The sequence below is a fragment of the Streptomyces sp. NPDC028722 genome (genome assembly GCF_040637655.1).
GTDB lineage: Bacteria > Actinomycetota > Actinomycetes > Streptomycetales > Streptomycetaceae > Streptomyces.
In genome coordinates, this window is the sequence record NZ_JBEZWU010000006.1 from 225835 (window position 1) to 249361 (window position 23527).

Genomic DNA, 23527 nt, shown 5'->3' on the forward strand with positions numbered 1-23527 from the left:
TAATCATGCTCCTTGGGCATGGGACGAGGTCTCTGCGGCCGGGCTCGGGGGAAGCTCGTAAGCAGGCTTCTCGGGCTTCGCTTCGATGGCCGGTGCGGCGGAGGGCCCGCCCTTGCGTGCGCGCCAGGCGTTGCGCAGCCTTTCGTGCCACCGCGGGCGCTTACGCGGAGGGACATGGTCCACACCGCCGAGCGACCACGGATTGCACCGGAGGATGCGCCAGGCGGTGAGTGCCGTTCCCTTGACCGCACCGTGCCGGTCGATGGCCGTGTAGCCGTAGTGCGAGCACGACGGGTAGTACTTGCACACCGGCCCCAGCAGTGGACTGATCGTCCACTGGTACAGCTTGATCAGAGCCAGCAGCGGGTACTTCATCGCGCGCCCCCTCCCAGCAGCCGCTCCAGGGCGGCGTCCAGGTCTCGGGCCAGCTGTGCGTGGTCTGCGTCGCCCGCTCCGGGCAGCGCTCGTACGACTACCAGGCTACCGGGGGGGAACAGGGCGACTCGGTCACGCATCAGATGACGCAGTCTGCGCTTCACTTTGTTGCGCACGACCGCACCACCCACGGCCTTGCTCACGACGAAACCCGCACGCGTCGGGGGAGCGCTCTCCCCAGGCGCGTGCGGGTCCGTGGCACCGCTACGAAGGTGGACGACGAGGGTTGGGCGGCCTGCCCGGCGCCCTCGTCGTACCGCGGTCGCGAAGTCCTCGCGCCGCCTCAGCCGGTTCTCGGTGGGCAGCACGATGTCATGACCTGACCGGGATCAGGCGGACAGTTGGGCGCGACCCTTGCTGCGGCGGGACGCGAGAATCGCGCGGCCGGCACGGGTGCGCATACGCAGCCGGAAGCCGTGGGTCTTCGCGCGACGACGGTTGTTCGGCTGGAAGGTGCGCTTGCTCACTCGGGGGCTCCAGAAGAAATCGGTAGTGGCGGGGTGCCGTCCTGGCTGTCACCGTGCGCCCACGAGTAGCTCGCTTCACGCCCGAGTGCACCGCTTCCCGATCACCCCAGGTGATCTGTGCCCATCGGAGGCAGGCGGCAGCAGCCATCGACAACTCGACCTGGTTACGGTACGCGCGGCCGGGCCGTCCGGTCAAACCGGGGCCAGCCGAGAGACACTGTCCACAGGCTGGGGACAACAACTTGAACCCTACCCGCCGCGCTGACTACCGTGGCTGGACTCCGATTCGTTCCCTTGTCCCACTCACCACCCGATTCAGATCCCCGATCCGTCCCCCGGACCACACGTTCGTGGGACCTGTGAGAGAGCGTGCCCTGTGGCTGACGTACCTGCCGATCTTGCCGCAGTGTGGCCACGCGTACTGGAGCAGCTCCTGGGGGAGGGCCGCGGTCAGGGCGTCGAGGTGAAGGACGAGCACTGGATCCGGCGCTGCCAGCCGCTGGCGCTGGTCGCCGACACCGCGCTGCTCGCCGTACCGAACGAATTCGCGAAGGGCGTACTGGAGGGCCGTCTCGCGCCGGTCGTCAGCGAGACGCTGAGCCGCGAGTGCGGCCGGCCCATCCGGATCGCGATCACCGTGGACGACTCGGCGGGCGAACCGCCGGCGCCCCCCGCGCAGCAGGCGCCCGCGTCGCGCTACGAGGAGCAGGAACTGCCCTCGGGGCCGTACGAGGGCTACGGCCGCCACCGCGGGCCCGACCAGATCCCGGGCACCGAGCCGGGTGGCGAGCAGTCCCCGCAGGGCCGCCCGGACCAGCTCCCGACCGCCCGCCCGGCCTACCCGTCGGAGTACCAGCGCCCCGAGCCCGGCGCCTGGCCCCGCCCCGGGCAGGACGACTACGGCTGGCAGCAGCCGCGGCTCGGCTTCCCCGAGCGCGATCCGTACGCGTCGCCGTCGTCCCAGGACGGTTACGGCTCCGGGGCGGACGCTTACGGCTCGTCGTCGCAGGACTACCGGCCGCAGGGCAGGGACCGGCCGTCGTACGGGCAGCAGCGCGGTGACTACGACGCCCCGCGCGCGCCCTACGAGCCGTCCCGCCCGGACTACGACTCCGCGCGGAGCGAGTACGACTCCTCCCGGGCCGAGTACGACCAGCGCGACCCGGTCCGCCGTGAGCTGCCCGGTTCGTCGGCGCACCGCGGCGGTCACGGCCGCCCGGACCTGTCCGGACCGCCCGCCGGGCAGCCGGCGAAGGGGAGCGGGCCCGGGGAGCCGACCGCGCGGCTGAACCCCAAGTACCTGTTCGACACGTTCGTCATCGGCGCGTCGAACCGGTTCGCGCACGCCGCGGCGGTCGCGGTCGCCGAGGCGCCGGCGAAGGCCTACAACCCCCTGTTCATCTACGGGGAGTCGGGGCTCGGCAAGACGCACCTGCTGCACGCGATCGGGCACTACGCGCGCAGCCTCTATCCGGGCACGCGCGTGCGGTACGTGAGCTCGGAGGAGTTCACCAACGAGTTCATCAACTCGATCCGCGACGGCAAGGGCGACAGCTTCCGCAAGCGGTATCGCGAGATGGACATCCTGCTCGTCGACGACATCCAGTTCCTGGCGGACAAGGAGTCGACGCAGGAGGAGTTCTTCCACACCTTCAACACGCTCCACAACGCCAACAAGCAGATCGTGCTGTCGAGCGACCGGCCGCCCAAGCAGCTGGTGACGCTGGAGGACCGGCTGCGGAACCGTTTCGAGTGGGGTCTGATCACCGACGTCCAGCCGCCCGAGCTGGAGACGCGGATCGCGATCCTGCGCAAGAAGGCGGTGCAGGAGCAGCTGAACGCGCCGCCGGAGGTGCTGGAGTTCATCGCCTCCCGGATCTCGCGGAACATCCGTGAGCTGGAGGGCGCGCTGATCCGGGTGACGGCGTTCGCCTCGCTCAACCGGCAGCCGGTGGACCTGGGCCTGACCGAGATCGTCCTGAAGGACCTGATCCCCGGCGGCGAGGACTCGACGCCGGAGATCACCGCGCCGGCCATCATGGCGGCGACCGCGGACTACTTCGGGCTCACGGTCGAGGACCTGTGCGGCAGCTCGCGGGGCCGCCAGCTGGTCACGGCCCGGCAGATCGCCATGTACCTGTGCCGCGAGCTGACGGACCTGTCGCTGCCGAAGATCGGCGCGCAGTTCGGCGGCCGTGACCACACGACCGTGATGCACGCCGACCGCAAGATCCGCGCGCTGATGGCCGAGCGGCGCTCGATCTACAACCAGGTCACCGAGCTGACGAACCGCATCAAGAACGGCTGAGGCAGGCCGGAGGCCGGCAGGAGGCAGGCAGGCAGGCAGGCCGCGAACCGCACGGAGGGCGCCCCGGAACGCATCCCGGGGCGCCCTTCGGCATTCCCGGGAGCTGTCCCGGCGGGGACCCCCGGCCGGGGGTCCCGCTGCGGAGCCGGCCCAGCGGGGCGCGCCCCCGCGCGACCCGAGCCGTCCCGGCGAGGTGCTCCCGCCGTTCCGAGCCTCCGAGCCGTTCCAGCAAGGTGCGCCCGCCGTGCCGAGCCGTTCCAGCAGGCGTACCCCCGGGCGTCCCGAGCCGTTCAGCTGGGCCCGCTCGGCGGTCGGCGCCCGCTCGCTCGGGCCCGCTCGGCCCGCTCGAGGTGCGCGCTTCGGCGTCCAGGAGGCCGCCCGCCGGAAGCGTCGGCCGGTGTTCCGGCCCCTCGGGGCGCCGCGGGCAGGGCGGTGGGCCGTTCCTCCCGTGTCATCCGGTGTTCGAATACTTGCCGGGTTACGGCCACTCTCCACAGATTCGGTGACTTTCTTCCGTCCACATGCTGGGGACCGCGGAGTTGTCCCGAACTGCGTCCACAGGGAGGCTGGCCCTAGGACCTCCGCCCAGCTCAGAGGCCTGTGGATTCGTGGACAAAGGATCTCCACAGCCTGTGGAAAACTTGAGGGCCTCCACCCTGTGGACGAAGTTGTCCACGGGCAACCCACAGGCTGGGGGTTGTTGTCCCCAGTGTTCCGCCGCTTCTCCACATGGTTGTCCACTGTTCGGCAACCCGCTGGCCCCGGTCACCACGTCGAGTGAAAGGCGTCACACGATGCTGCCGGATTGGGGTGTGGGAAACCCGGGTATTCCTGGGGACACAGCTGGGGAGAACTGCCCCCACCCTGTGGGCGCTGTGTGCAGAACTTTTTGTTCTCCACAGACAGGCCCGGTTGTCCACCGGCTCCACCCACAGGCCCGGTGGATAAAATTCCCGCCCTGAGCTGGGAAAACGGGGTTATCCACGGTATCCACAGGCCCTACTACTACTCCCGACTAGAGATAGCTGGGAAACCGCTTCGAAGTGGGGTCTGTGCACAACTCGCCGTCTCGAGCCCGGCTGCCCCCCGGACCGACTTGACCCCGATGGGCACCTACTGTCAGTGCCGTGCGTCAGACTGGTCCCCGGTGCTCCGCCCGTCGCAGTGGGCGGTGCACCGAGTCGGAGGACTCAGTAGCAACAGCAGGAGGCGGCTTACGGTGAAGATCCGGGTGGAACGCGACGTACTCGCGGAGGCAGTGGCCTGGGCGGCCCGCAGCCTCCCGGCCCGTCCGCCGGCGCCTGTCCTCGCCGGCCTTCTGCTGAAGGCCGAGGACGGCCAGCTGAGCCTGTCGGGTTTCGACTACGAGGTCTCCGCCCGGGTGAACGTCGACGCGGAGGTCGAGGAGGAGGGCACCGTCCTCGTCTCCGGCCGCCTGCTGGCCGACATCTCCCGGGCCCTGCCCAACCGGCCGGTGGAGATTTCCACAGACGGTGTACGGGCGACCGTGGTCTGCGGCTCCTCCCGGTTCACCCTCCACACCCTGCCGGTGGAGGAGTACCCGGCGCTGCCGCAGATGCCGAACGCGACCGGCACCGTCCCCGGCGAGGTCTTCGCCGCCGCCGTGTCCCAGGTGGCCATCGCCGCCGGCCGTGACGACACGCTCCCGGTGCTCACCGGTGTCCGCATCGAGATCGAGGGCGACACGGTCACCCTGGCCTCCACCGACCGTTACCGCTTCGCGGTCCGCGAGTTCCTGTGGAAGCCGGAGAACCCGGACGCCTCCGCGGTCGCCCTGGTCCCCGCCAAGACGCTGCTGGACACCGCCAAGTCGCTCGGTGCCGGTGACAGCGTCACGCTGGCGCTCTCCGGCTCGGGTGCCGGTGAGGGCCTGATCGGTTTCGAGGGCGCGGGCCGGCGTACGACCACGCGGCTCCTCGAGGGCGACCTGCCGAAGTACCGGACGCTGTTCCCGACCGAGTTCAACTCCGTCGCCGTGATCGAGACCGCGCCCTTCGTGGAGGCCGTCAAGCGTGTGGCCCTCGTCGCCGAGCGCAACACCCCGGTGCGGCTGAGCTTCGAGCAGGGTGTGCTGATCCTCGAGGCCGGGTCCAGCGACGACGCACAGGCTGTGGAAAGGGTCGACGCCCAGCTGGAGGGTGACGACATCTCGATCGCCTTCAACCCGACGTTCCTGCTGGACGGCCTGAGCGCGATCGACTCCCCGGTGGCCCAGCTGGCGTTCACGACGTCCACGAAGCCGGCGCTGCTCAGCGGGAGGCCGTCGGTGGACGCGGAGGCCGACGACGCGTACAAGTACCTGATCATGCCGGTGCGTCTCAGCGGCTGAGCGGCCGGTGGTCGTCCACAGGCCGGTGGGAAACCGTCCCGGCCTGTGGAAGGAATCCGCAGGTGAGGGGCTACGGATGAGCACGTATGCCCACAGCTGTGCGTGACCGGGCGGGTTTAGGCTCGGCTCGGCACTCCGGTGCCTGTCACGCCACACAGCGACCTAAGGAACACAACTGATGGAGCTCGGTCTCGTCGGCCTCGGCAAGATGGGCGGCAACATGCGCGAGCGGATCCGCCGCGCGGGCCACACCGTTCTCGGATACGACCGCAACGCCGACCTCGCGGATGTCCACAGCCTGGAAGAACTCGTGGGCAAGCTCAGCGGTCCGCGCGTCGTCTGGGTGATGGTCCCGGCCGGCGAGCCCACGCAGTCGACCATCGACCAGCTCGCCGAGCTGCTGGAGCCCGGTGACGTGGTCGTGGACGGCGGCAACTCCCGCTGGACGGACGACGAGAAGCACGCCGGGGAGCTGGCGGCCAAGGGCATAGGCTTCGTCGACTGCGGTGTCTCCGGCGGCGTCTGGGGCCTGGAGAACGGGTACGCGCTGATGTACGGCGGCGACGCCGAGGACGTCGCCAAGGTGCAGCCCGTCTTCGACGCGCTCAAGCCGGAGGGCGACTTCGGCGCGGTGCACGCCGGCCGGGTCGGCGCGGGCCACTTCGCGAAGATGGTCCACAACGGCATCGAGTACGCGATGATGCAGGCCTACGCCGAGGGCTGGGAGCTGCTGGAGAAGGTCGACTCCGTGGAGAACGTCCGCGAGGTCTTCCGCTCCTGGCAGGAGGGCACCGTCATCCGCTCCTGGCTGCTGGACCTCGCGGTCAACGCCCTGGACGACGACGAGCACCTGGAAGGCCTGCGCGGTTACGCACAGGACTCCGGTGAGGGACGCTGGACCGTGGAGGCCGCGATCGACAACGCGGTGCCGCTGCCCGCGATCACCGCCTCGCTGTTCGCGCGGTTCGCCTCCCGGCAGGACGACTCGCCGCAGATGAAGATGATCGCCGCGCTGCGCAACCAGTTCGGCGGCCATGCCGTAGAGAAGAAGTAGCGCCACAGGAGCAGGGAGGTCGGCGGAACGACCATGCACGTCACGCATCTTTCGCTGGCCGACTTCCGTTCGTACGCCCGGGCCGAGGTCCCGCTCGACCCGGGCGTCACCGCCTTCGTCGGCCCCAACGGGCAGGGCAAGACCAACCTGGTGGAAGCGGTCGGGTATCTGGCCACGCTGGGCAGCCACCGGGTGGCCTCCGACGCGCCCCTGGTCCGGATGGGCGCCGAGCGGGCGGTCGTCCGGGCGCAGGTCCGGCAGGGCGAGCGGCAGCAGCTGATCGAGCTGGAGCTGAACCCGGGCCGCGCCAACCGCGCCCGCATCAACCGGTCTTCGCAGGTCAGGCCGCGGGACGTGCTGGGGATCGTCCGCACCGTGCTGTTCGCGCCCGAGGATCTGGCGCTGGTGAAGGGGGATCCCGGGGAACGGCGGCGGTTCCTCGACGAGCTGATCACCGCGCGGTCCCCGCGGATGGCGGGTGTGCGCTCCGACTACGAGCGGGTGCTCAAGCAGCGGAACACCCTGCTGAAGTCGGCGGCGCTCGCGCGCCGGCACGGTGGGCGGTCCATGGACCTGTCCACCCTGGACGTGTGGGACCAGCACCTCGCGCGCGTGGGCGCGGAGCTGCTCGCCCAGCGGATGGATCTCGTCGCGGCGCTGCAACCGCTGGCCGACAAGGCGTACGAACAGCTGGCTCCGGGCGGTGGCCCGGTGGCGCTGGAGTACAAGCCGTCGGCGCCCGGCGAGGCGCACGGGCGCGAGGAGCTGTACGCCCAGCTGACGGCGGCCCTGACGGAGGCACGCAAACAGGAGATCGAGCGGGGTGTCACGCTGGTGGGCCCGCACCGGGACGACCTGGTGCTCAAGCTGGGGCAGCTGCCGGCGAAGGGGTACGCCTCGCACGGCGAGTCCTGGTCGTACGCCCTGGCGCTGCGACTGGCCTCGTACGACCTGTTGCGCGCCGAGGGCAACGAGCCGGTGCTCATCCTGGACGACGTCTTCGCCGAGCTGGACGCCCGCCGCCGGGAACGGCTGGCGGAACTGGTCGCCCCCGGGGAGCAGGTGCTGGTCACCGCCGCCGTGGACGACGACGTACCGCACGTGCTGGCCGGCGCCCGGTACACGGTGGCCGACGGGACGGTGGAGCGCGTATGAGCCCCGACGGCCCGGCCCCGAAGGACCCGGGGAAGAACCCGGGAAACCCGGCGACGGGAACCCCGGGGCAGGATCCGGGGAGGACAGAGCCCTCTGGCGTCGACCTCGCGCGCGTGGCGTTGCGCGCGGCGAAGGAGCAGGCACGCGCGCGTGGGGACGCGGCACGGCAGAAGAAGCAGGCCCGGCGGGGCGGTGGCCTGCGCTCCGGCGCGCGGGCCGACGGCCGTGATCCGCTGGCGCTCGGCGCGGCGATCAACCGGCTGATCACCGAGCGGGGCTGGGAGACGCCCGCCGCGGTGGGCGGGGTGATGGGCCGCTGGCCGGAGATCGTCGGCGAGGACCTGGCCAAGCACTGTGTGCCGCAGCGGTACGACGAGGACGAGCGGGTGCTGACGGTGCAGTGCGACTCGACGGCCTGGGCGACCCAGCTGCGGCTGCTCGCGCCGGAGCTGGTGGCCCGGCTCAACAAGGACCTCGGGCAGGGCGCGGTCCGGTTGATCAAGGTGCAGGGCCCGGGCGGCCCCGCCCGCCGTTACGGCCCCCTGCGGGCGCCGGGCAGCACGGGCCCCGGCGACACCTACGGCTGAGCCGGCGGCACGGTCGTCGTAGGCACGGGTGGGACCGGCACAGGCCGCTGCGGACACGGGCGGCACCCGGGCGGGCAGGGACGCGGCGCAGGGGTACGGCAGGGACGCCGCCGGCCCGGGCCCTCTCGGGACGCTGGCCCAGGCCGTCTGTGGATACGGGACACACCCGCACGGGGCTCCGCAGGGCGCCCGGGGCGCCGGCACCGGCCCGGCGGGAGCACAGCCGGACACCGGCACACACCCCCCGTGGATACGCCCGGTACCCGGGAGAAGGGCCTCTGAAGCCCCGCCGACGCCGAGGTGACGTACCTCACGTGCGGACCGCGCGCGCGGTGCCGTCGCACCCCCGGGCACAGGCCCGGATCACCCCCGTACACAGGTGTGGGTCGCCATCTGACCCGGGAGTAGCCAAGGGTTGACGGCTCAAGGCGCTGAGTGCCGCCGTGAGCCCCCTGGAGCCCCCATCCGTATATCGGGACCCGGCGGAGACCGGTTGAGGGCGGCACATGGGGACTCAGGTACCGGCAAACCCCCAACGATGTCAGCGCTACCGGTAGACTGGAAGACAATCCCGCCCCCACGTGGGGACCGCCCGGGAAAAGCTGAGCAACGCTGATCAAGGCTTACCAACGCAACATGCCGCAGCCGCTCCGGCAACCTGCCGACGAGCCCGGCTCGTGCTGTGCCAGAAAGGGCGCTTCGTGGCCGATTCCGGCAACCCCAACGAGAACATTCCGTCCACCGACGCCGGCGTGAACCGCGAGGCCCCCCAGGTCCCCGCGAGCGGCGAGGCCACCCCCTCGACCTCCTACGACGCCAGCGCCATCACCGTGCTCGAAGGGCTGGACGCGGTCCGCAAGCGGCCCGGCATGTACATCGGCTCCACGGGCGAGCGCGGTCTGCACCACCTGGTGTACGAGGTCGTCGACAACTCGGTCGACGAGGCGCTGGCCGGTTACGCGGACACCATCGACGTGACCGTCCTCGCGGACGGCGGTGTGCGTGTCATCGACAACGGCCGCGGCATCCCGGTGGGCATCGTGCCCTCCGAGGGCAAGCCGGCCCTCGAGGTCGTGCTGACCGTGCTGCACGCGGGCGGCAAGTTCGGCGGCGGTGGCTACGCGGTCTCCGGTGGTCTGCACGGCGTCGGTGTCTCCGTGGTGAACGCCCTGTCGTCCAAGGTATCCGTCGAGGTCAAGACCGACGGCCGCCGTTGGACGCAGGAATACAAGATGGGCGTCCCGACGGCCCCGCTCGTCCAGCACGAGGCGACGGAGGAGACCGGCACGTCGGTCACCTTCTGGGCGGACGCGGACATCTTCGAGACGACCGAGTACTCCTTCGAGACGCTGTCCCGGCGTTTCCAGGAGATGGCGTTCCTCAACAAGGGCCTGACGATCCGGCTCACCGACGAGCGCGAGTCGGCGAAGGCCGTCACGGGCGCGGACGAGGCCGGTGCGGACGAGAAGGCCGAGGTCAAGACCGTCACGTACCACTACGACGGCGGCATCGTCGACTTCGTGAAGTACCTCAACTCCCGCAAGGGGGAGGCGGTCCACCCCACGATCATCGACCTGGAGGCCGAGGACAGGGACAAGAGCCTGTCCCTCGAGGTCGCCATGCAGTGGAACAGTGGCTACAGCGAGGGCGTGTACTCCTTCGCGAACATCATCCACACCCACGAGGGCGGTACCCACGAAGAGGGTTTCCGGGCCGCGCTGACCTCGCTGATCAACAAGTACGCGCGGGACAAGAAGCTGCTGCGCGAGAAGGACGACAACCTCACCGGTGACGACATCCGTGAGGGTCTGACCGCGATCATCTCGGTCAAGCTGAGCGAGCCGCAGTTCGAGGGGCAGACGAAGACCAAGCTGGGCAACACGGAGGCCAAGACCTTCGTGCAGAGGGCGGTCTACGAGCACCTCAACGACTGGCTGGACCGCAACCCGGTCGAGGCCGCGGACATCATCCGCAAGGGCATCCAGGCGGCCACCGCGCGCGTGGCGGCCCGCAAGGCCCGCGACCTGACCCGCCGCAAGGGCCTGCTGGAGTCGGCGTCCCTGCCGGGCAAGCTGTCGGACTGCCAGTCCAACGACCCGACCAAGTGCGAGATCTTCATCGTCGAGGGTGACTCCGCCGGCGGCTCGGCCAAGTCCGGCCGCAACCCGCAGTACCAGGCGATCCTCCCGATCCGCGGCAAGATCCTGAACGTCGAGAAGGCCAGGATCGACAAGATCCTCCAGAACCAGGAGATCCAGGCGCTGATCTCGGCCTTCGGCACGGGTGTGCACGAGGACTTCGACATCGAGAAGCTCCGCTATCACAAGATCATCCTGATGGCGGACGCCGACGTCGACGGGCAGCACATCAGCACCCTGCTGCTCACCTTCCTGTTCCGCTTCATGCGGCCGCTGGTCGAGGCCGGGCACGTGTACCTCTCCCGTCCCCCGCTGTACAAGATCAAGTGGGGCCGGGACGACATCGAGTACGCGTACTCCGACCGCGAGCGCGACGCCCTGATCGAGATGGGCCGGCAGCGCGGCAAGCGCATCCGCGAGGACTCGATCCAGCGCTTCAAGGGTCTCGGCGAGATGAACGCCGAGGAGCTGCGCGTGACCACCATGGACCAGGAGCACCGGGTCCTCGGCCAGGTCACCCTCGACGACGCCGCCCAGGCCGACGACCTGTTCTCGGTCCTGATGGGCGAGGACGTCGAGGCCCGCCGCGCGTTCATCCAGCGCAACGCCAAGGACGTCCGCTTCCTCGACATCTGAGTCGGTCTCAGCTGACCGCACCAGGAAGGATCTTCACCAGCAATGGCCGACGAGAACACTCCCGTCACCCCCGAAGAGGGCGAAGTCGCGATGCGTGTCGAGCCCGTCGGGCTCGAGACGGAGATGCAGCGTTCGTACCTCGACTACGCGATGTCCGTCATCGTGTCCCGCGCGCTGCCCGACGTCCGTGACGGCCTCAAGCCCGTCCACCGCCGCGTGCTGTACGCGATGTACGACGGCGGTTACCGCCCCGAGCGCGGCTTCTACAAGTGCGCCCGCGTCGTCGGCGACGTCATGGGCAACTACCACCCGCACGGCGACTCCTCGATCTACGACGCACTGGTGCGCCTCGCCCAGTCGTGGTCGATGCGGATGCCGCTGGTGGACTCCAACGGCAACTTCGGCTCCCCGGGCAACGACCCGGCGGCGGCGATGCGCTACACCGAGTGCAAGCTGGCGCCGCTGTCGATGGAGATGGTCCGTGACATCGACGAGGAGACCGTCGACTTCACGGACAACTACGACGGCCGCTCCAAGGAGCCGACCGTCCTGCCGGCCCGCTTCCCGAACCTGCTGATCAACGGCTCGGCCGGCATCGCGGTCGGCATGGCGACCAACATCCCGCCGCACAACCTGCGCGAGGTCGCGGCCGGCGCCCAGTGGTACCTGGAGAACCCCGAGGCCTCGCACGAGGAGCTGCTGGACGCGCTCATGGAGCGCATCAAGGGCCCGGACTTCCCGACCGGCGCGCTCGTCGTCGGCCGCAAGGGCATCGAGGAGGCGTACCGCACCGGCCGCGGCTCCATCACGATGCGCGCGGTGGTCGAGGTCGAGGAGATCCAGGGCCGTCAGTGCCTGGTGGTCACCGAGCTGCCGTACCAGGTGAACCCGGACAACCTGGCGCAGAAGATCGCCGACCTGGTCAAGGACGGCAGGATCGGCGGCATCGCGGACGTCCGCGACGAGACGTCGTCCAGGACCGGCCAGCGTCTGGTGATCGTCCTGAAGCGGGACGCGGTCGCCAAGGTCGTGCTGAACAACCTGTACAAGCACACCGACCTCCAGACCAACTTCGGCGCCAACATGCTGGCGCTGGTCGACGGTGTGCCGCGCACGCTGTCCCTGGACGCGTTCATCCGCCACTGGGTGACGCACCAGATCGAGGTCATCGTCCGCCGGACCCGCTTCCGGCTGCGCAAGGCCGAGGAGCGGGCGCACATCCTGCGCGGTCTGCTGAAGGCCCTGGACGCCATCGACGAGGTCATCGCGCTGATCCGGCGCAGTGACACCGTCGACGTGGCGCGCACCGGCCTGATGGGCCTCCTGGAGATCGACGAGATCCAGGCCAACGCCATCCTCGAGATGCAGCTGCGCCGGCTGGCCGCCCTGGAGCGCCAGAAGATCGTCCAGGAGCACGACGAGCTCCAGGCGAAGATCAGCGAGTACAACGAGATCCTCGCCTCGCCGGTCCGCCAGCGCGGGATCGTCAGCCAGGAGCTGGCCGCGATCGTCGAGAAGTACGGCGACGACCGGCAGACCAAGCTGATCCCGTACGAGGGCGACATGTCCATCGAGGACCTGATCGCCGAGGAGGACATCGTCGTCACCGTCTCGCGCGGCGGTTACGTCAAGCGGACGAAGACGGACGACTACCGGGCGCAGAAGCGCGGCGGCAAGGGCGTGCGCGGGACGAAGCTGAAGGAGGACGACATCGTCGACCACTTCTTCGTCTCCACCACCCACCACTGGCTGCTGTTCTTCACCAACAAGGGCCGGGTCTACCGGGCGAAGGCGTACGAGCTGCCGGAGGCCGGCCGGGACGCGCGCGGGCAGCACGTGGCGAACCTGCTCGCCTTCCAGCCCGATGAGGCGATCGCGGAGATCCTCGCGATCCGGGACTACGAGGCGGCGCCGTACCTGGTGCTGGCGACCAAGTCCGGACTGGTGAAGAAGACGTCGCTGAAGGACTACGACTCGCCGCGCTCCGGTGGTGTCATCGCGATCAACCTGCGGGAGCGCGAGGACGGTACCGACGACGAACTGATCGGTGCCGAACTCGTCTCGGCCGACGACGATCTCCTGCTGGTCAGCAGGAAGGCACAGTCGATCCGGTTCACCGCCTCCGACGACTCCCTGCGCCCGATGGGCCGCGCCACCTCCGGCGTCAAGGGGATGAGTTTCCGGGAGGGCGACGAGCTCCTCTCGATGAATGTGGTGCGACCCGGTACGTTCGTGTTCACTGCCACCGACGGTGGGTACGCGAAGCGGACCGCCGTCGACGAGTACCGCGTCCAGGGCCGCGGCGGCCTGGGCATCAAGGCCGCCAAGATCGTGGAGGACCGTGGATCGCTCGTCGGCGCGCTGATTGTCGAGGAGCACGACGAGATCCTCGCCATCACCCTCTCCGGCGGTGTGATTCGTACGCGAGTCAACGAGATCAGGGAGACGGGCCGTGACACCATGGGCGTCCAACTGATCAACCTGGGCAAGCGCGATGCTGTGGTCGGTATCGCACGTAACGCCGAGGCGGGACGCGAGGCGGAGGAAGTCGACGGCGACGTGGCCGTGGACGAGAACGCCGAAGGTGCCGCGACGACCGGCACGGACGAGGGCGAGGCGCCCTCGGCCGAGTAGCACGAGGAGAGAGTCATCGTGAGCGGAGCCACGGGCGCCGGATCGGCCGGTACCTCCACGGGTACGGAAACGGACGGCGGCGGCCGTGGCTCCGCCGCGCGTGCGGGGACCGACAACGACCCGCACACGACGAACCTGAAGCCGGTGAAGGCTTCCGCGCCGGAGGCGTCCGGCGCGCACACATCGGAGCAGGAGCCCCAGGGGGGAACCGTGACGGACACCCGAGGCCCGGCCCGGGCCGGTGAGGCACAGCCCGCGTCGCCGCTTCCCGGCGAGCGGCATCCGGAGCAGACCGGCGGGCCGTACCATCCGCCGCAGGCCTACCCGGCGCAGACCCCCGCCGGCGCGACGCGCAAGCCGCGCACCGGTGTGCGGACGACGGCACCGCGCACCCGCAAGGCACGGCTGCGCGTGGCCAAGGCCGATCCGTGGTCGGTGATGAAGGTCAGCTTCCTGCTCTCCATCGCGCTCGGCATCTGCACGGTGGTCGCCTCGGCGGTGCTGTGGATGGTCATGGACGCGATGGGCGTCTTCTCGACGGTCGGCGGCACGATCTCGGAGGCGACCGGCTCCAACGAGGCGAACGGCTTCGACCTCCAGGCGTTCCTGTCCCTCCCCCACGTCCTGATGTTCACGACGGTCATCGCGGTCATCGACGTGGTGCTGGCCACCGCGCTCGCGACGCTCGGCGCGTTCGTCTACAACCTGTCCGCGGGGTTCGTGGGCGGCATCGAGCTGACCCTGGCGGAGGACGAGTAACCGCCCGCGACAGTCCGGCCCCACGGCCCCCGACAACCGATTTTGGGACTGGCGCGGTCGTGCGCTAATCTTCAGGAGTCAGCGCGCGGGACATACACCGCAGAGCGCGGCGGGGCTATAGCTCAGTTGGTTAGAGCGCATCCCTGATAAGGATGAGGCCACAGGTTCAAATCCTGTTAGCCCCACATGCGAAAAGACCCCCGGTCCGTATGGGCCGGGGGTCTTTTGACACCCATGGTTGACACCAACAGCGGCGGTCAGCCGATGAGCGGATCTTCCAGGAGTTCGGCGAGCATGCCGACCGCTTCACGCCCAGCGTCCCGCAGGTGTGCCGAGCGAGGCGAACCGTGATGCGGCGGACGCCGGCGCGCCTGACGAGCCGCTCGAAGGTCCGTGAGAAGCCGAGCGGGTCGATTATGCCGCCGTGCTCGGCGGAGAAGATCAGGTCGTGGTCGGGTTCCTGCGACCAGTGCTCACCGGCGATCTTCCGCTCCAGCTCTTGCAGCTCCCGCCGCTCCTCCAAGACCCGGGCGCAGAACTCGGGAAGCGGAAGCACGGCCTGTGAGGACACCGTCTTCAGATCCTTGAGGACCAGGCCGGCGCCCTTGACCCGCTGGACCTGCTTCACCGGGACGAAGCGGCCGGCCTCGAAGTCGATGTCCTGCCGGCGCAGCCCGAGCACCTCACTGCGGCGGAGCCCGAGGACCAGGACGAGGACGCAGGCCGCCTAGAGCCGGTGGCGCGGACCGAGCGCAGGAAGGTGATCGCTTCCCGGGCGTTCCATGCCGTGCCCCTGTCCCTGATGACCTTGGGCATGTCGACCAGGAGCGCGACGTTGCGCGTGACCAGCTCCTCGCGCATGGCCCGGTTGAGGACGTTGCGGAGGACGCGGAGGACCTCGAAGCGTGCCGAGGCGCCGACCTTCTCCCGGGTCAGGGCCGCCATGAAGGCGCGAATCTGTGCCGGGGTGAGCTTGACCAGCGGCTTCTTACCAAGGTGAGGCAGCAGGTAGAGCCGGACCTTGGACTCGTACTTCACATACGTGTTGTGCTCGCGCTCCGGCTGGACGATGTGCTCCAGCCGGTAGGTCAGCCACTCGCCGAGCGTCCAGGATCGGGAAGACGTAGGCGCGGCCCATGTAGCGTCCATCTGCCCGCCTTGAGATGGTGCCCCCAACCGGTGCGGCCGGGAACTCATCGCACCTGCGTGCGATCAAACGGTTGGAGGGACGGCCCGGGTCAGGGGTTCCAGGTCTCCGTACAGGGCAGCGTGAAGCGCGGCGGCGAGTTCACGGGCTCGTTCTTCTCTGTGCACCCCGTGCATCATGAAGTAGATCGGCCCCGTGTAAGCGCCCCAGTCGACCTCGTGCCTTTCCACGAGGCGGGTGATCGCGGCCCCGACTTCCGCGTTGACTGGGTCGGGGACTGCGTGGCCGGAGCCGACAGTGAGCGTGTCCGCCTTCACGGTCCACCGGTTTCCTTCGCATTCAATGGCGACGAACACGGCGCCGTCCGCCATAGCGTTCCGGTACGCGTCGTGGAACGCGTCGGTACCGGTGGCGACCGGGATGAGGTGGGCGGGGCACGGAACCGGTAGCGGCTGCACGCAGAGCATCATTACAGGTCGTGAGATCAGATCACAGTCGGTGACAACCAAGCGGTGGCAACCCCCGCTCGAATGGCCGATCAGACTGCCGACGCCAGCATCAATTCACTAGCGGGGTCTGTTGCGCACCCAGCGGTGGCGCGGAGGAAGCGCAGTGCCCGGAGGGACGAGCCAGGGGCTGACTGCCTTCCCCAGCGGTGCGATGGCGGGGCGGTGCATGATCTCTTCGAACCAGGCTGCGGCGATCCGGCCGAGGTGTTCCGGAGGTCCGGCGGCGCAGAGAGGCTGCACGTTCCTCGTTGGTTCCGGAGCCTGCCATTCCTGGCTGTGGCGCTCGCTGCAGAAGAGCCGGTCACCGAGAATGGTCGCACCCACGTTGAGGAAGATCAGGTCCCTTTTACCCTCGCGCCGATCGGTCAGCTGCACGAGGAGGGTGACGATCTCGTCCCCTCGGGCTATCGCCTTGCCCAGTGCGGCGTAGTAGGCCACATGCTCGGCGGGCGGCTTCCACTGCGATTCTCGCGCGGCGGCGCGTGCGGCCTCCTTCTCTTCTTCCGGCTCGAAGACGAGCGCAACCGTGTCACTGGGCTCGCATTGAGGCCAGGAGCGGGCGGACTCCCTCACGACGTCCACGAAGGCCCTCTGCTCGCTGTTCAGGTCATCGTCCTCGAACCAGTCCTCGTCCACACGCAGGAGGCTACGCCGTGAACTTGAGGCACAGTTGTGCGGCTCATCGGCCGGCGTACCTGACGGACGCGGCGGTTCAAGAGGGTCCGGCTATCGGCCCGCGCTGAGGGCCCGGAAGGGCATGAACGCAGGTGAACACTCCGGCGCCGAGCCCGTCGGACCGCCGGCAGACTTGGAACGCGCGCACCTGGTGACACCAACGGCTGAAGATCGGCGAGCATGCCGACCGCTTCCCGCTCACTGTCGCCGCGCGAGCGCGGGCCGGCCCCTGGGGGCCGGCCTCTCTGCGCCTTCGCCGAGGCCGACCTCCTGTCGTCCTCGGACGGACGGATGAGCCCTTGATACCGTCCCGCCTGTGAAGCATGCGCACCGGTGGCCGAAGGCGAGACCCCTGGTCGTGGCCTGGCTCATTACGACGCCGGCCTTCTGGGCGATGGGCAGGCTGACGGGAGAGCGCGAGGGCATCGTTTTCTGCGCCGTCCTTGCCGCGTGGGTGACCGCGTGCGGTGAGCTCGCGCCCAGGTGGCGCCGGTACCGCCGATCAAGGAAGCAGGCCCGGAACGCTGCCGGTAGCCAGCGGCTGATCGATCGTGCCCCTCTCGTGCCCGTTCGGCCGGGAAGCAGCGGGGAACCACCGTCGTCGGCGGATGACGCTCAGGGGACCGGCCCCTGACCGAGATACCTGGTCGAGGGCCGTTGCTGACGTACCTGGCGGGTCACGCGGTGGCGGGCTGAGCGCATCGCGGCCGGGGACGCGAGCGCCCGACCGCTGGCGACGGGGGATGCACCAGCGATCGGGCTATGGCCAAGGGTAACAAGGTTGTCGGTTCCGTGGGGGCAAGTCCGGGGGAATCCCGGCACGTTGGCCGATCATCGACCACACGGGGGGTCGTAGGAGAGGCGCGACAGGTACTCGTGCCATTTGTGTTCGGTCAGGACGTTCCGGGTGACCGAGCAGATGTGCCGGATCGCGGCGTCGGCGTCCAGGCTCCACAGGCGGACCGTGTCGGCGCCGCTGGAGACGCCGAGGACCCGGGTCGCGGGGCTGAAGGACAGGAAGTTGCCCGTCTTGGCGTTGGGGCTCATCGACTGGCCGATCGGGGTCGCCGAGGCGGGGTCGGAGACGTTCCACAGGCGTACCGTGTTGTCGTTGCCGCCGCTGGCCAGGATGTGGCCGTCCGGGCCGAAGGTCAGGGACGTGACCGCCTCGGTGTGGCCGGTGAGGCGGGCGCCGCGGGCGCTGGCCGCGGCCGGATCGGTGACGTTCCACAGGCGCACGGTGTCGTCGTCGCTGCCGCTGGCCAGGGTGTGGCCGTCCGGGCTGAAGGCGAGCGCGTTGACGGGCCCGGAGTGCTCGGTGAGCGGGGTGCCGAGCGGTACGGGCCGGCCGGGGTCGGTGACGTTCCACAGCCGGATCGTGCTGTCGGCGCTGCCGCTGGCCAGGGTGCGGCCGTCGGGCGCGAAGACCAGGGTGTCGATGAAGCCCCGGTGGCCGGTGAGCGGCTTGCCGAGGGGGACCGCGCGCGTGGGGTCGGTGACGTTCCACAGCCGGATGGTGCGGTCGTCGTAGGCGGTGGCCAGGGTGTGGCCGTCCGGGCTGTAGGCGAGCGCGTCGGGGCCCATGAAGCGGGTCCGCAGACGCAGCGGCGGGCCGGCGGGGGCCGGGTGGGCGGGGTCGGTGACGTTCCACAGGTACACCGCCTCGTCGCTGGTGAGGACGGCGAGGGTGCGGCCGTCGGGGGAGAAGACGGGGGACCGCTGGCCGCCGTCCGCCCGCATGAACGGCTCGCCGAGCGGGACGGGCCGGCCGGGCCGCGCCACGTTCCACAGCCGCAGCCGGCCGTCCCGGGCGGCGGTGGCCAGGACCCGGCCGTCCGGCCGGAACGCACCGCTCCGGCCGATCATGTCGGAGGTGGGGACCGACCACAGGCGCACCTTGCCGTCCCCGCTGCCGGTGGCCAGGGTCCGTCCGTCGGGGCTGAACCCCAGGGCGTACATCTCGCCGCTGCTGCCCGCGAGCGGCTCGCCGACCTGGGACGGGGACGCCGGATCGCTGACGTTCCACAGGCTCGCCGTGCTGTCGGCGCTCGCGGCGGCCAGCCGGCCGCCGTCGGGGCTGAACGCGACGGACCAGATCGGCCCGGTGTGGCCGGTCAGCGGCGGGCCGGCCGCCACCGCGTGGCCCGGGGCGGTGACGTTCCACAGCCGGATCGTGTCGTCCGCGCTGCCGCTGGCCAGGGTGTGACCGTCGGGGCTGAAGGCCACCGTGTGCACCAGGCCCGTGTGTCCCCGCAGTGCCCCGACCGGTTCGGGCCGGCGCGCGGCGGTCACGTCCCACAGCCGGACCGTGTCGTCGTCGCCGCCCGTCGCGAGCGTCCGCCCGTCCGGGCTGAACGTCACACAGCGCACCGCGGCGCTGTGGCCGCGCAGCGTGGCCAGCGGGGTGGGCCGGCGCCGGCCGGCCAGGTCCCACAGCCGTACGGTGCGGTCCTCGCCGGCCGAGGCCAGCGTGTGCCCGTCCGGACTGAAGGCGACCAGGTAGATGGTGCCCTCGTGCCCGGCGAGCGGCGTGCCCAGCGGGACCGGGTGGGCGGGATCGGTGACGTTCCACAGCCGGATCGTGCCGTCGTCGCCGGCGCTGGCCAGGGTGTGCCCGTCCGGGCTGAAGACCGCGCTGCTCACCCAGCTGGTGTGCCCGGTGAGGGGCTTGCCGAGCGGGACCGGGCGGTGCGGGTCGGTGACGTTCCACAGCCGGATCGTGCGGTCGTAGCTGGCGGTGGCCAGGGTGTGGCCGTCGGGGCTGAAGGAGGTGAGGTAGACGGCACCGGTGTGGCCGGTCAGGGGGGTGGCCAGGGGCGCGTTCACGATCGAGATCAGGCGGCTGTAGGTGCCCTCGTCACCGGGGCGCAACTGGTGGGCGACCAGGTCGAGCTGGGCGGCCAGGGACGGGTCCGTGTGCTGGACCCGGTCGGCCTCGGCGAGCACCTGTTCGAACACGGCGTCGTCGCGCTGCTTCCAGGCGATCACCGCGGAACCGGCCGCGAGCAGGGCCAGCACCACCAGCGCCGCCACCGCGGCCCGGCTCAGCCACACCGTGCGCCGGTGCAGCCGTACGGACGCGGCCAGGAACTCCACCGCGCTGCGGGTCAGGCTCGTGTCCCCCGTCACCCGGGCCCAGTTGCGGGTCTTCTCCAGCCGGGTCCCCCGGTACAGCAGCGAGCTGTCCCGGCCCGTGCTCTCCCAGGCCCGGCCGTCCTCCTCCAGCCGCTGGCGCACCAGGTGGTCGCCGCGGCCCTCGTCGATCCAGTGCCGCAGCCGGGGCCAGGCGTGCAGCAGCGCCTCGTGGGTGATCTCCACCGTTTCCGCGTCCAGCGTCACGAGCCGGGCCTGGACCAGGGCCTCCAGGGACTCCTCCGTCTTGCCGGGGTCCGCGGACTCCTCCGCCAGCTGCCGCCGGGTGCCGCGCCGGCGGGTGGCCTGGGTGTCCTCGCCGAGGCGGACCAGGCGCAGCAGCAGCAGCCGGGCGGCGGTGCGGGCCGCGGGGTCCAGGCCGGACCAGGCACGCTCGGCGGTCCCGGCCACCGCGCCCTGGATGCCGCCCGCCGCGCGGTAACCGGCCAGCGTCAGCCGTCCGGCCTTGCGGCGCTGCCAGGTGGCCAGCAGGGCGTGCGACAACAGGGGCAGCACGCCGGCATCGTGCGCCCCGCGCGGGCCGTCCGCGCTCACCTCGCGCACGATCAGCTCGGCGAGCCCCGGCTCCAGCTCCAGACCCACCGCCCGGGCCGGACCGGTCACCACGTCGCGCAACTCGGCGCTGGTCAGGGGGCTGAGCACCATGTGGCGGTGCTGGAGCGCGTCGGCGAGTTCCGGGTAGCCGAGGCATTGCTCGTAGAAGTCGGCGCGGATGCCGAGGACGACGAGAACGGGCGCCGGCTCGTCGGGGCCGGCACCCGGGGTGCAGGCCGCGTGCAGGAGCTGGATGAAGGTGCGCCGGTCCGCCTCGTCGGGGCAGAGGGTGAACGCTTCCTCGAACTGGTCCACGATGACGACCGGCCGGGTGTCCCCGGGGGTCTCGCGGCGCGCCCAGGCCGTGACCGCCTCGCGGACGGCCCGGGTGAGGTGCGGGGCGTCGGAACCGGGCGCCACCGGGTTCTCCGTCGCCTCCTGCTCGGCCCGGCGCGCGTCGGCGGCGACGGGGGCGAGGTCGGGGATCCGGCGGACCAGCTCCGCCAGCGGGTCGACGCCCGGGACGAACTGGAGGACGGGACCGCCCGGTGCGGCGTCCGCGGCGTGCGGACCGGTGCCGGACGCGGTGCGCGCGGCGAGGTCCGTGGGCGGCGCGGCGGGGGCGGCGGTGGCGGTTGTGGCGCCGGCCGAAGGGGGCTTCTCGGAAGCGGTCCCGGGAGCGGTCCGGGAAGCGGTGGCCGGAGTGGTCCGGGAAGCGGTCCCTGGAGCGGTGGCGGTTCCGTCGGCCACCGGGGTCCTGGCGTCACGCCTCCCGCCGTTGTGCGTTCCGCCGTCCCGCGTCCCGCCGTTGTGCGTCCTGCCGTCCCGCGTCCCCAGGGTGCCGGCGCGGATCGCGGGCACCAGGCCGGCGTTCAGCAGGGACGATTTACCGGCTCCCGAGGCGCCGACCAGCATCACCAGCCCGCCCTCCCGTTCGGCGGCGCGCAACTGGTCCACGAGCGCCCGCGTACTGCGCTCCCGGCCGAAGAACCACCGGGTGTCCTCCTGCCGGTAGGGGGCCAGTCCCCGGTACGGGCACACGACGCCGGCGACGGGCGGGGCCTCGGCCGGTGGCCGCCGGTTCTTCTCGGCCTCGGGCACGGGACCGTCACCGACCGGGCCGGCGAGGGCGCGTTCCCACAGCCGCTGCCAGTGCGCGAGGTCGTACAGGCCCGCGGAGACGGGTGTGGGGCGCAGTCGCCGCGCCTCCGGGACGAGGATCTGGAGGACCGCCGCGAGGGCGGCGAACTGGGCCGGTACGTTCCTGGCCCGGCGCCAGTCACTGATCCGCTGCGCGGACACCCGTACGGGACGGCCGCGTTCGTCGACCCGCCGGAGCCGTACGACGGCCTCGGCGACGCTCTTGAGGGGAGGGTTGCCGGCCTCCCTGTACAGCAGCGCGAGGCGTTCGGCGAAGGCTGTGCGTGCCCCTGAGTCGGAACTCAAGGTCCCACCCCTTACTTCCCCCCACCCCAGGACGTCCGGACCGGAAAACTCACCTTATACGCCTGACCTGGGCGGAAGGGCTGGAGTGGCGACCGGAGCCTCCTCGGAGGCGGTATCAGATGGCAGGATCCAAACCCGGTATCGGATCCGTCACACACCGTTCGGACAGGCCAACGGCCCCGCACCCGGAGAAGGCAGCCCATGGCGCCGAACGTTATCGGTCAACTTCCGCCACAGACTGGGAACGGCGACGACACCGGCGGGTGAGAGAACCCGCCGGCGCTCCTTGACCGGCTCCCTTCTTCGGCCCGCGCCGGTACGCCGTCGTGGCGCGGGCCGACAGCCCCGCACCGTTCGGCACCGGTCCCCACGAGGGGAGGGACCGGTGCCGGGCGGGCAGGGCGCGCGGACGTGCCGAAGCGAGGACCGATGCGTGCGGGGGCGGTTCGGCGGGTGCTCCGCCGGGCAGGGACGGATCCGGGGAACACCGAGATCGCCGTTGACGGCTGGAGGACGTATGAAGGTCTCCGTCGACCGCTCCCTGTGCTACGGCTCGGCCGAGTGCGCGCACCGGGCACCGGCCGTGTTCGCGTTCGAGGACGGCTACGGCGTCGTGCGGCCCGGTGCTGCCCAGGCCGCCGCGGACCCGCAGAGCCGGGCGGCGGTCAGGGAGGCGGCCGAGAGGTGTCCCTCGCAGGCGATCGTCTGCACGGAGCAGGACGTCACGTCGTAGCCGGGGCGGAAGCGGACGGTCCCGGCGCGGCGGGCGGATAGCTCCAGCCCAGGTCCGCCAGGCCCCGGGCCCTGGCCTCCGCGACCGCCGTGCGGGCCGCGCGCTCGACGGGGTCCCCGTGCGGCGCCTGGCCCGTGACCTGCCCCTCCCATTTGCGGTACAGCAGGCCGGTCTCCGCCGAGAACCAGCCGCGGCTCACCGCGCTCAGCGCCAGCAGCAGGCCGGTGTCCTCGGAGGCCGGCAGCGCCATCCAGCCGCCCAGGGCGGTCAGCAGCTCCCGCCGGACGCAGAGGGTCGCGGGATGGACCGGTGGGCGGAAGTCGTTGCGCCGCCAGTGGTCGAGGACGGCACCGCGTTCGAGCGGCCCGTCGTCCGGGTCGCCGGGGAAGCCGGCCGTGGAGCCGTCGGGCAGCAGGTCCAGGACGCGGGACGTGGTCCACCCGATGGCCGGGTCCGCCTCCAGCACGGCCAGGTCGCGGGCGAGCGCACCCGGTGCGAGCCGGTCGTCGGCGTCCAGGACCTTGACGTACGTGCCCTCGGCGCGCGCCAGCGCGATCGTCCGCGCGACTCCGGGCCCGCCGGGGCGTCCCTGGCGGAAGGTCACGCGTGCGTCGCCGTCCGGGACGTGCGGGCGGACCTCGTCCGTGAAGCCGTCCTCCTGGACGACCCACTGCCACTCCCAGCCGTCGGGGAGCCGCTGGCCGCACAGGGAGGCGTAGGCGTCCGGCAGGAAACGGGCGGACGGGCCGTGGACAGCGGTGACAACGGTGACGCGCCGGTTCACGGCGGCACTCACCTCCTTCCGGG

The 23527-nt window shown here is 70.9% G+C and carries 18 protein-coding genes and 1 tRNA gene; 10 read left to right on the top strand and 9 right to left on the bottom strand.

Annotation, left to right across the window (positions count from 1 at the left end):
* Window positions 1-3: 3 nt before the first annotated feature.
* Genes yidD through rpmH form a run of 3 tightly spaced genes read right to left on the bottom strand, consistent with a single transcriptional unit; the run spans window position 4 to window position 902 of the window.
* Window positions 4-375, bottom strand: a complete 372-nt coding sequence (gene yidD / locus AB0F03_RS12525) for a membrane protein insertion efficiency factor YidD (RefSeq protein ID WP_361989618.1) — start codon at window positions 373-375, stop codon at window positions 4-6.
* Window positions 372-743 carry a ribonuclease P protein component gene (gene rnpA / locus AB0F03_RS12530; protein ID WP_361989621.1) on the bottom strand — a complete coding sequence of 124 codons (372 nt, stop codon included), beginning with the start codon at window positions 741-743 and terminating at the stop codon, window positions 372-374. Before rnpA ends, yidD begins: the two co-directional genes overlap by 4 nt.
* Window positions 744-764: 21 nt before the next feature.
* Entirely contained in the window at window positions 765-902 is a 138-nt protein-coding gene (gene rpmH / locus AB0F03_RS12535) for a 50S ribosomal protein L34 (protein WP_356819078.1), read from the bottom strand.
* 376 nt (window positions 903-1278) lie between these two features.
* On the opposite strand from rpmH, the gene dnaA reads away from it, so the two are divergent.
* The 9 genes from dnaA (at window position 1279) to AB0F03_RS12580 (ending at window position 14708) form a co-directional block, all read left to right on the top strand.
* Entirely contained in the window at window positions 1279-3210 is a 1932-nt protein-coding gene (gene dnaA, locus AB0F03_RS12540) for a chromosomal replication initiator protein DnaA (RefSeq protein ID WP_361989624.1), read from the top strand.
* 1219 nt (window positions 3211-4429) lie between these two features.
* Entirely contained in the window at window positions 4430-5560 is a 1131-nt protein-coding gene (gene dnaN / locus AB0F03_RS12545) for a DNA polymerase III subunit beta (protein ID WP_361989627.1), read from the top strand.
* Window positions 5561-5738: 178 nt separating this feature from the next.
* Complete coding sequence (gene gnd / locus AB0F03_RS12550; protein ID WP_361989630.1) at window positions 5739-6614, top strand: phosphogluconate dehydrogenase (NAD(+)-dependent, decarboxylating); 876 nt, start codon at window positions 5739-5741, stop codon at window positions 6612-6614.
* Between the two features lie 33 nt (window positions 6615-6647).
* Complete coding sequence (recF, locus tag AB0F03_RS12555) at window positions 6648-7769, top strand: DNA replication/repair protein RecF (protein ID WP_361989633.1); 1122 nt, start codon at window positions 6648-6650, stop codon at window positions 7767-7769.
* Window positions 7766-8356 carry a DciA family protein gene (locus AB0F03_RS12560; RefSeq protein WP_361989636.1) on the top strand — a complete coding sequence of 197 codons (591 nt, stop codon included), beginning with the start codon at window positions 7766-7768 and terminating at the stop codon, window positions 8354-8356. Before recF ends, AB0F03_RS12560 begins: the two co-directional genes overlap by 4 nt.
* A 677-nt stretch (window positions 8357-9033) precedes the next feature.
* Window positions 9034-11130: a DNA topoisomerase (ATP-hydrolyzing) subunit B gene (gyrB, locus tag AB0F03_RS12565; protein ID WP_361989639.1), complete on the top strand. Its 2097-nt coding sequence runs from the start codon at window positions 9034-9036 to the stop codon at window positions 11128-11130.
* 42 nt (window positions 11131-11172) lie between these two features.
* Complete coding sequence (gene gyrA, locus AB0F03_RS12570; RefSeq protein WP_361989642.1) at window positions 11173-13764, top strand: DNA gyrase subunit A; 2592 nt, start codon at window positions 11173-11175, stop codon at window positions 13762-13764.
* Between the two features lie 18 nt (window positions 13765-13782).
* On the top strand, window positions 13783-14523 hold the full coding sequence (locus AB0F03_RS12575; RefSeq protein WP_361989645.1) for a DUF3566 domain-containing protein: 741 nt from the start codon (window positions 13783-13785) through the stop codon (window positions 14521-14523).
* Between the two features lie 111 nt (window positions 14524-14634).
* Window positions 14635-14708 (top strand) — tRNA-Ile (locus tag AB0F03_RS12580).
* On the opposite strand, the gene AB0F03_RS12585 is transcribed toward AB0F03_RS12580, so the two are convergent.
* From AB0F03_RS12585 to AB0F03_RS12605, 5 genes are all read right to left on the bottom strand, one after another.
* Window positions 14690-15205 (bottom strand): hypothetical protein, encoded by a 516-nt coding sequence (locus AB0F03_RS12585; protein WP_361989647.1) that lies wholly within the window; start codon window positions 15203-15205, stop codon window positions 14690-14692. The genes AB0F03_RS12580 and AB0F03_RS12585 overlap by 19 nt on opposite strands.
* Complete coding sequence (locus AB0F03_RS12590; protein WP_361989650.1) at window positions 15148-15672, bottom strand: hypothetical protein; 525 nt, start codon at window positions 15670-15672, stop codon at window positions 15148-15150. The genes AB0F03_RS12585 and AB0F03_RS12590 overlap by 58 nt, the downstream gene beginning before the upstream one ends.
* Before the next feature lie 63 nt (window positions 15673-15735).
* Window positions 15736-16128: a hypothetical protein gene (locus tag AB0F03_RS12595; protein ID WP_361989653.1), complete on the bottom strand. Its 393-nt coding sequence runs from the start codon at window positions 16126-16128 to the stop codon at window positions 15736-15738.
* Window positions 16129-16236: 108 nt separating this feature from the next.
* A complete protein-coding gene (locus AB0F03_RS12600; protein WP_361989656.1) occupies window positions 16237-16815 on the bottom strand; it encodes a hypothetical protein in 579 nt (192 codons plus the stop codon).
* Window positions 16816-17685: 870 nt separating this feature from the next.
* On the bottom strand, window positions 17686-21987 hold the full coding sequence (locus AB0F03_RS12605) for a hypothetical protein (protein ID WP_361989659.1): 4302 nt from the start codon (window positions 21985-21987) through the stop codon (window positions 17686-17688).
* A 517-nt stretch (window positions 21988-22504) separates the two neighbouring features.
* Here AB0F03_RS12605 and AB0F03_RS12610 point away from each other — a divergent pair.
* Complete coding sequence (locus tag AB0F03_RS12610; RefSeq protein ID WP_361989662.1) at window positions 22505-22720, top strand: ferredoxin; 216 nt, start codon at window positions 22505-22507, stop codon at window positions 22718-22720.
* Here the strand turns inward: AB0F03_RS12610 and AB0F03_RS12615 are convergent.
* A complete protein-coding gene (locus tag AB0F03_RS12615; RefSeq protein WP_361989664.1) occupies window positions 22710-23504 on the bottom strand; it encodes a glycosyltransferase in 795 nt (264 codons plus the stop codon). The genes AB0F03_RS12610 and AB0F03_RS12615 overlap by 11 nt on opposite strands.
* Between the last annotated feature and the right edge of the window lie 23 nt (window positions 23505-23527).

Excerpts from the sequence above, each read along its gene's own strand:
- AB0F03_RS12610 (WP_361989662.1), top strand. The coding sequence starts at position 22,505 with ATGAAGGTCTCCGTCGACCGCTCCCTGTGCTACGGCTCGGCCGAGTGC.
- AB0F03_RS12590 (WP_361989650.1), bottom strand. The coding sequence starts at position 15,672 with ATGGACGCTACATGGGCCGCGCCTACGTCTTCCCGATCCTGGACGCTC.
- gyrA (WP_361989642.1), top strand. The coding sequence starts at position 11,173 with ATGGCCGACGAGAACACTCCCGTCACCCCCGAAGAGGGCGAAGTCGCG.
- gnd (WP_361989630.1), top strand. The coding sequence starts at position 5,739 with ATGGAGCTCGGTCTCGTCGGCCTCGGCAAGATGGGCGGCAACATGCGC.
- yidD (WP_361989618.1), bottom strand. The coding sequence starts at position 375 with ATGAAGTACCCGCTGCTGGCTCTGATCAAGCTGTACCAGTGGACGATC.
- recF (WP_361989633.1), top strand. The coding sequence starts at position 6,648 with ATGCACGTCACGCATCTTTCGCTGGCCGACTTCCGTTCGTACGCCCGG.
- AB0F03_RS12560 (WP_361989636.1), top strand. The coding sequence starts at position 7,766 with ATGAGCCCCGACGGCCCGGCCCCGAAGGACCCGGGGAAGAACCCGGGA.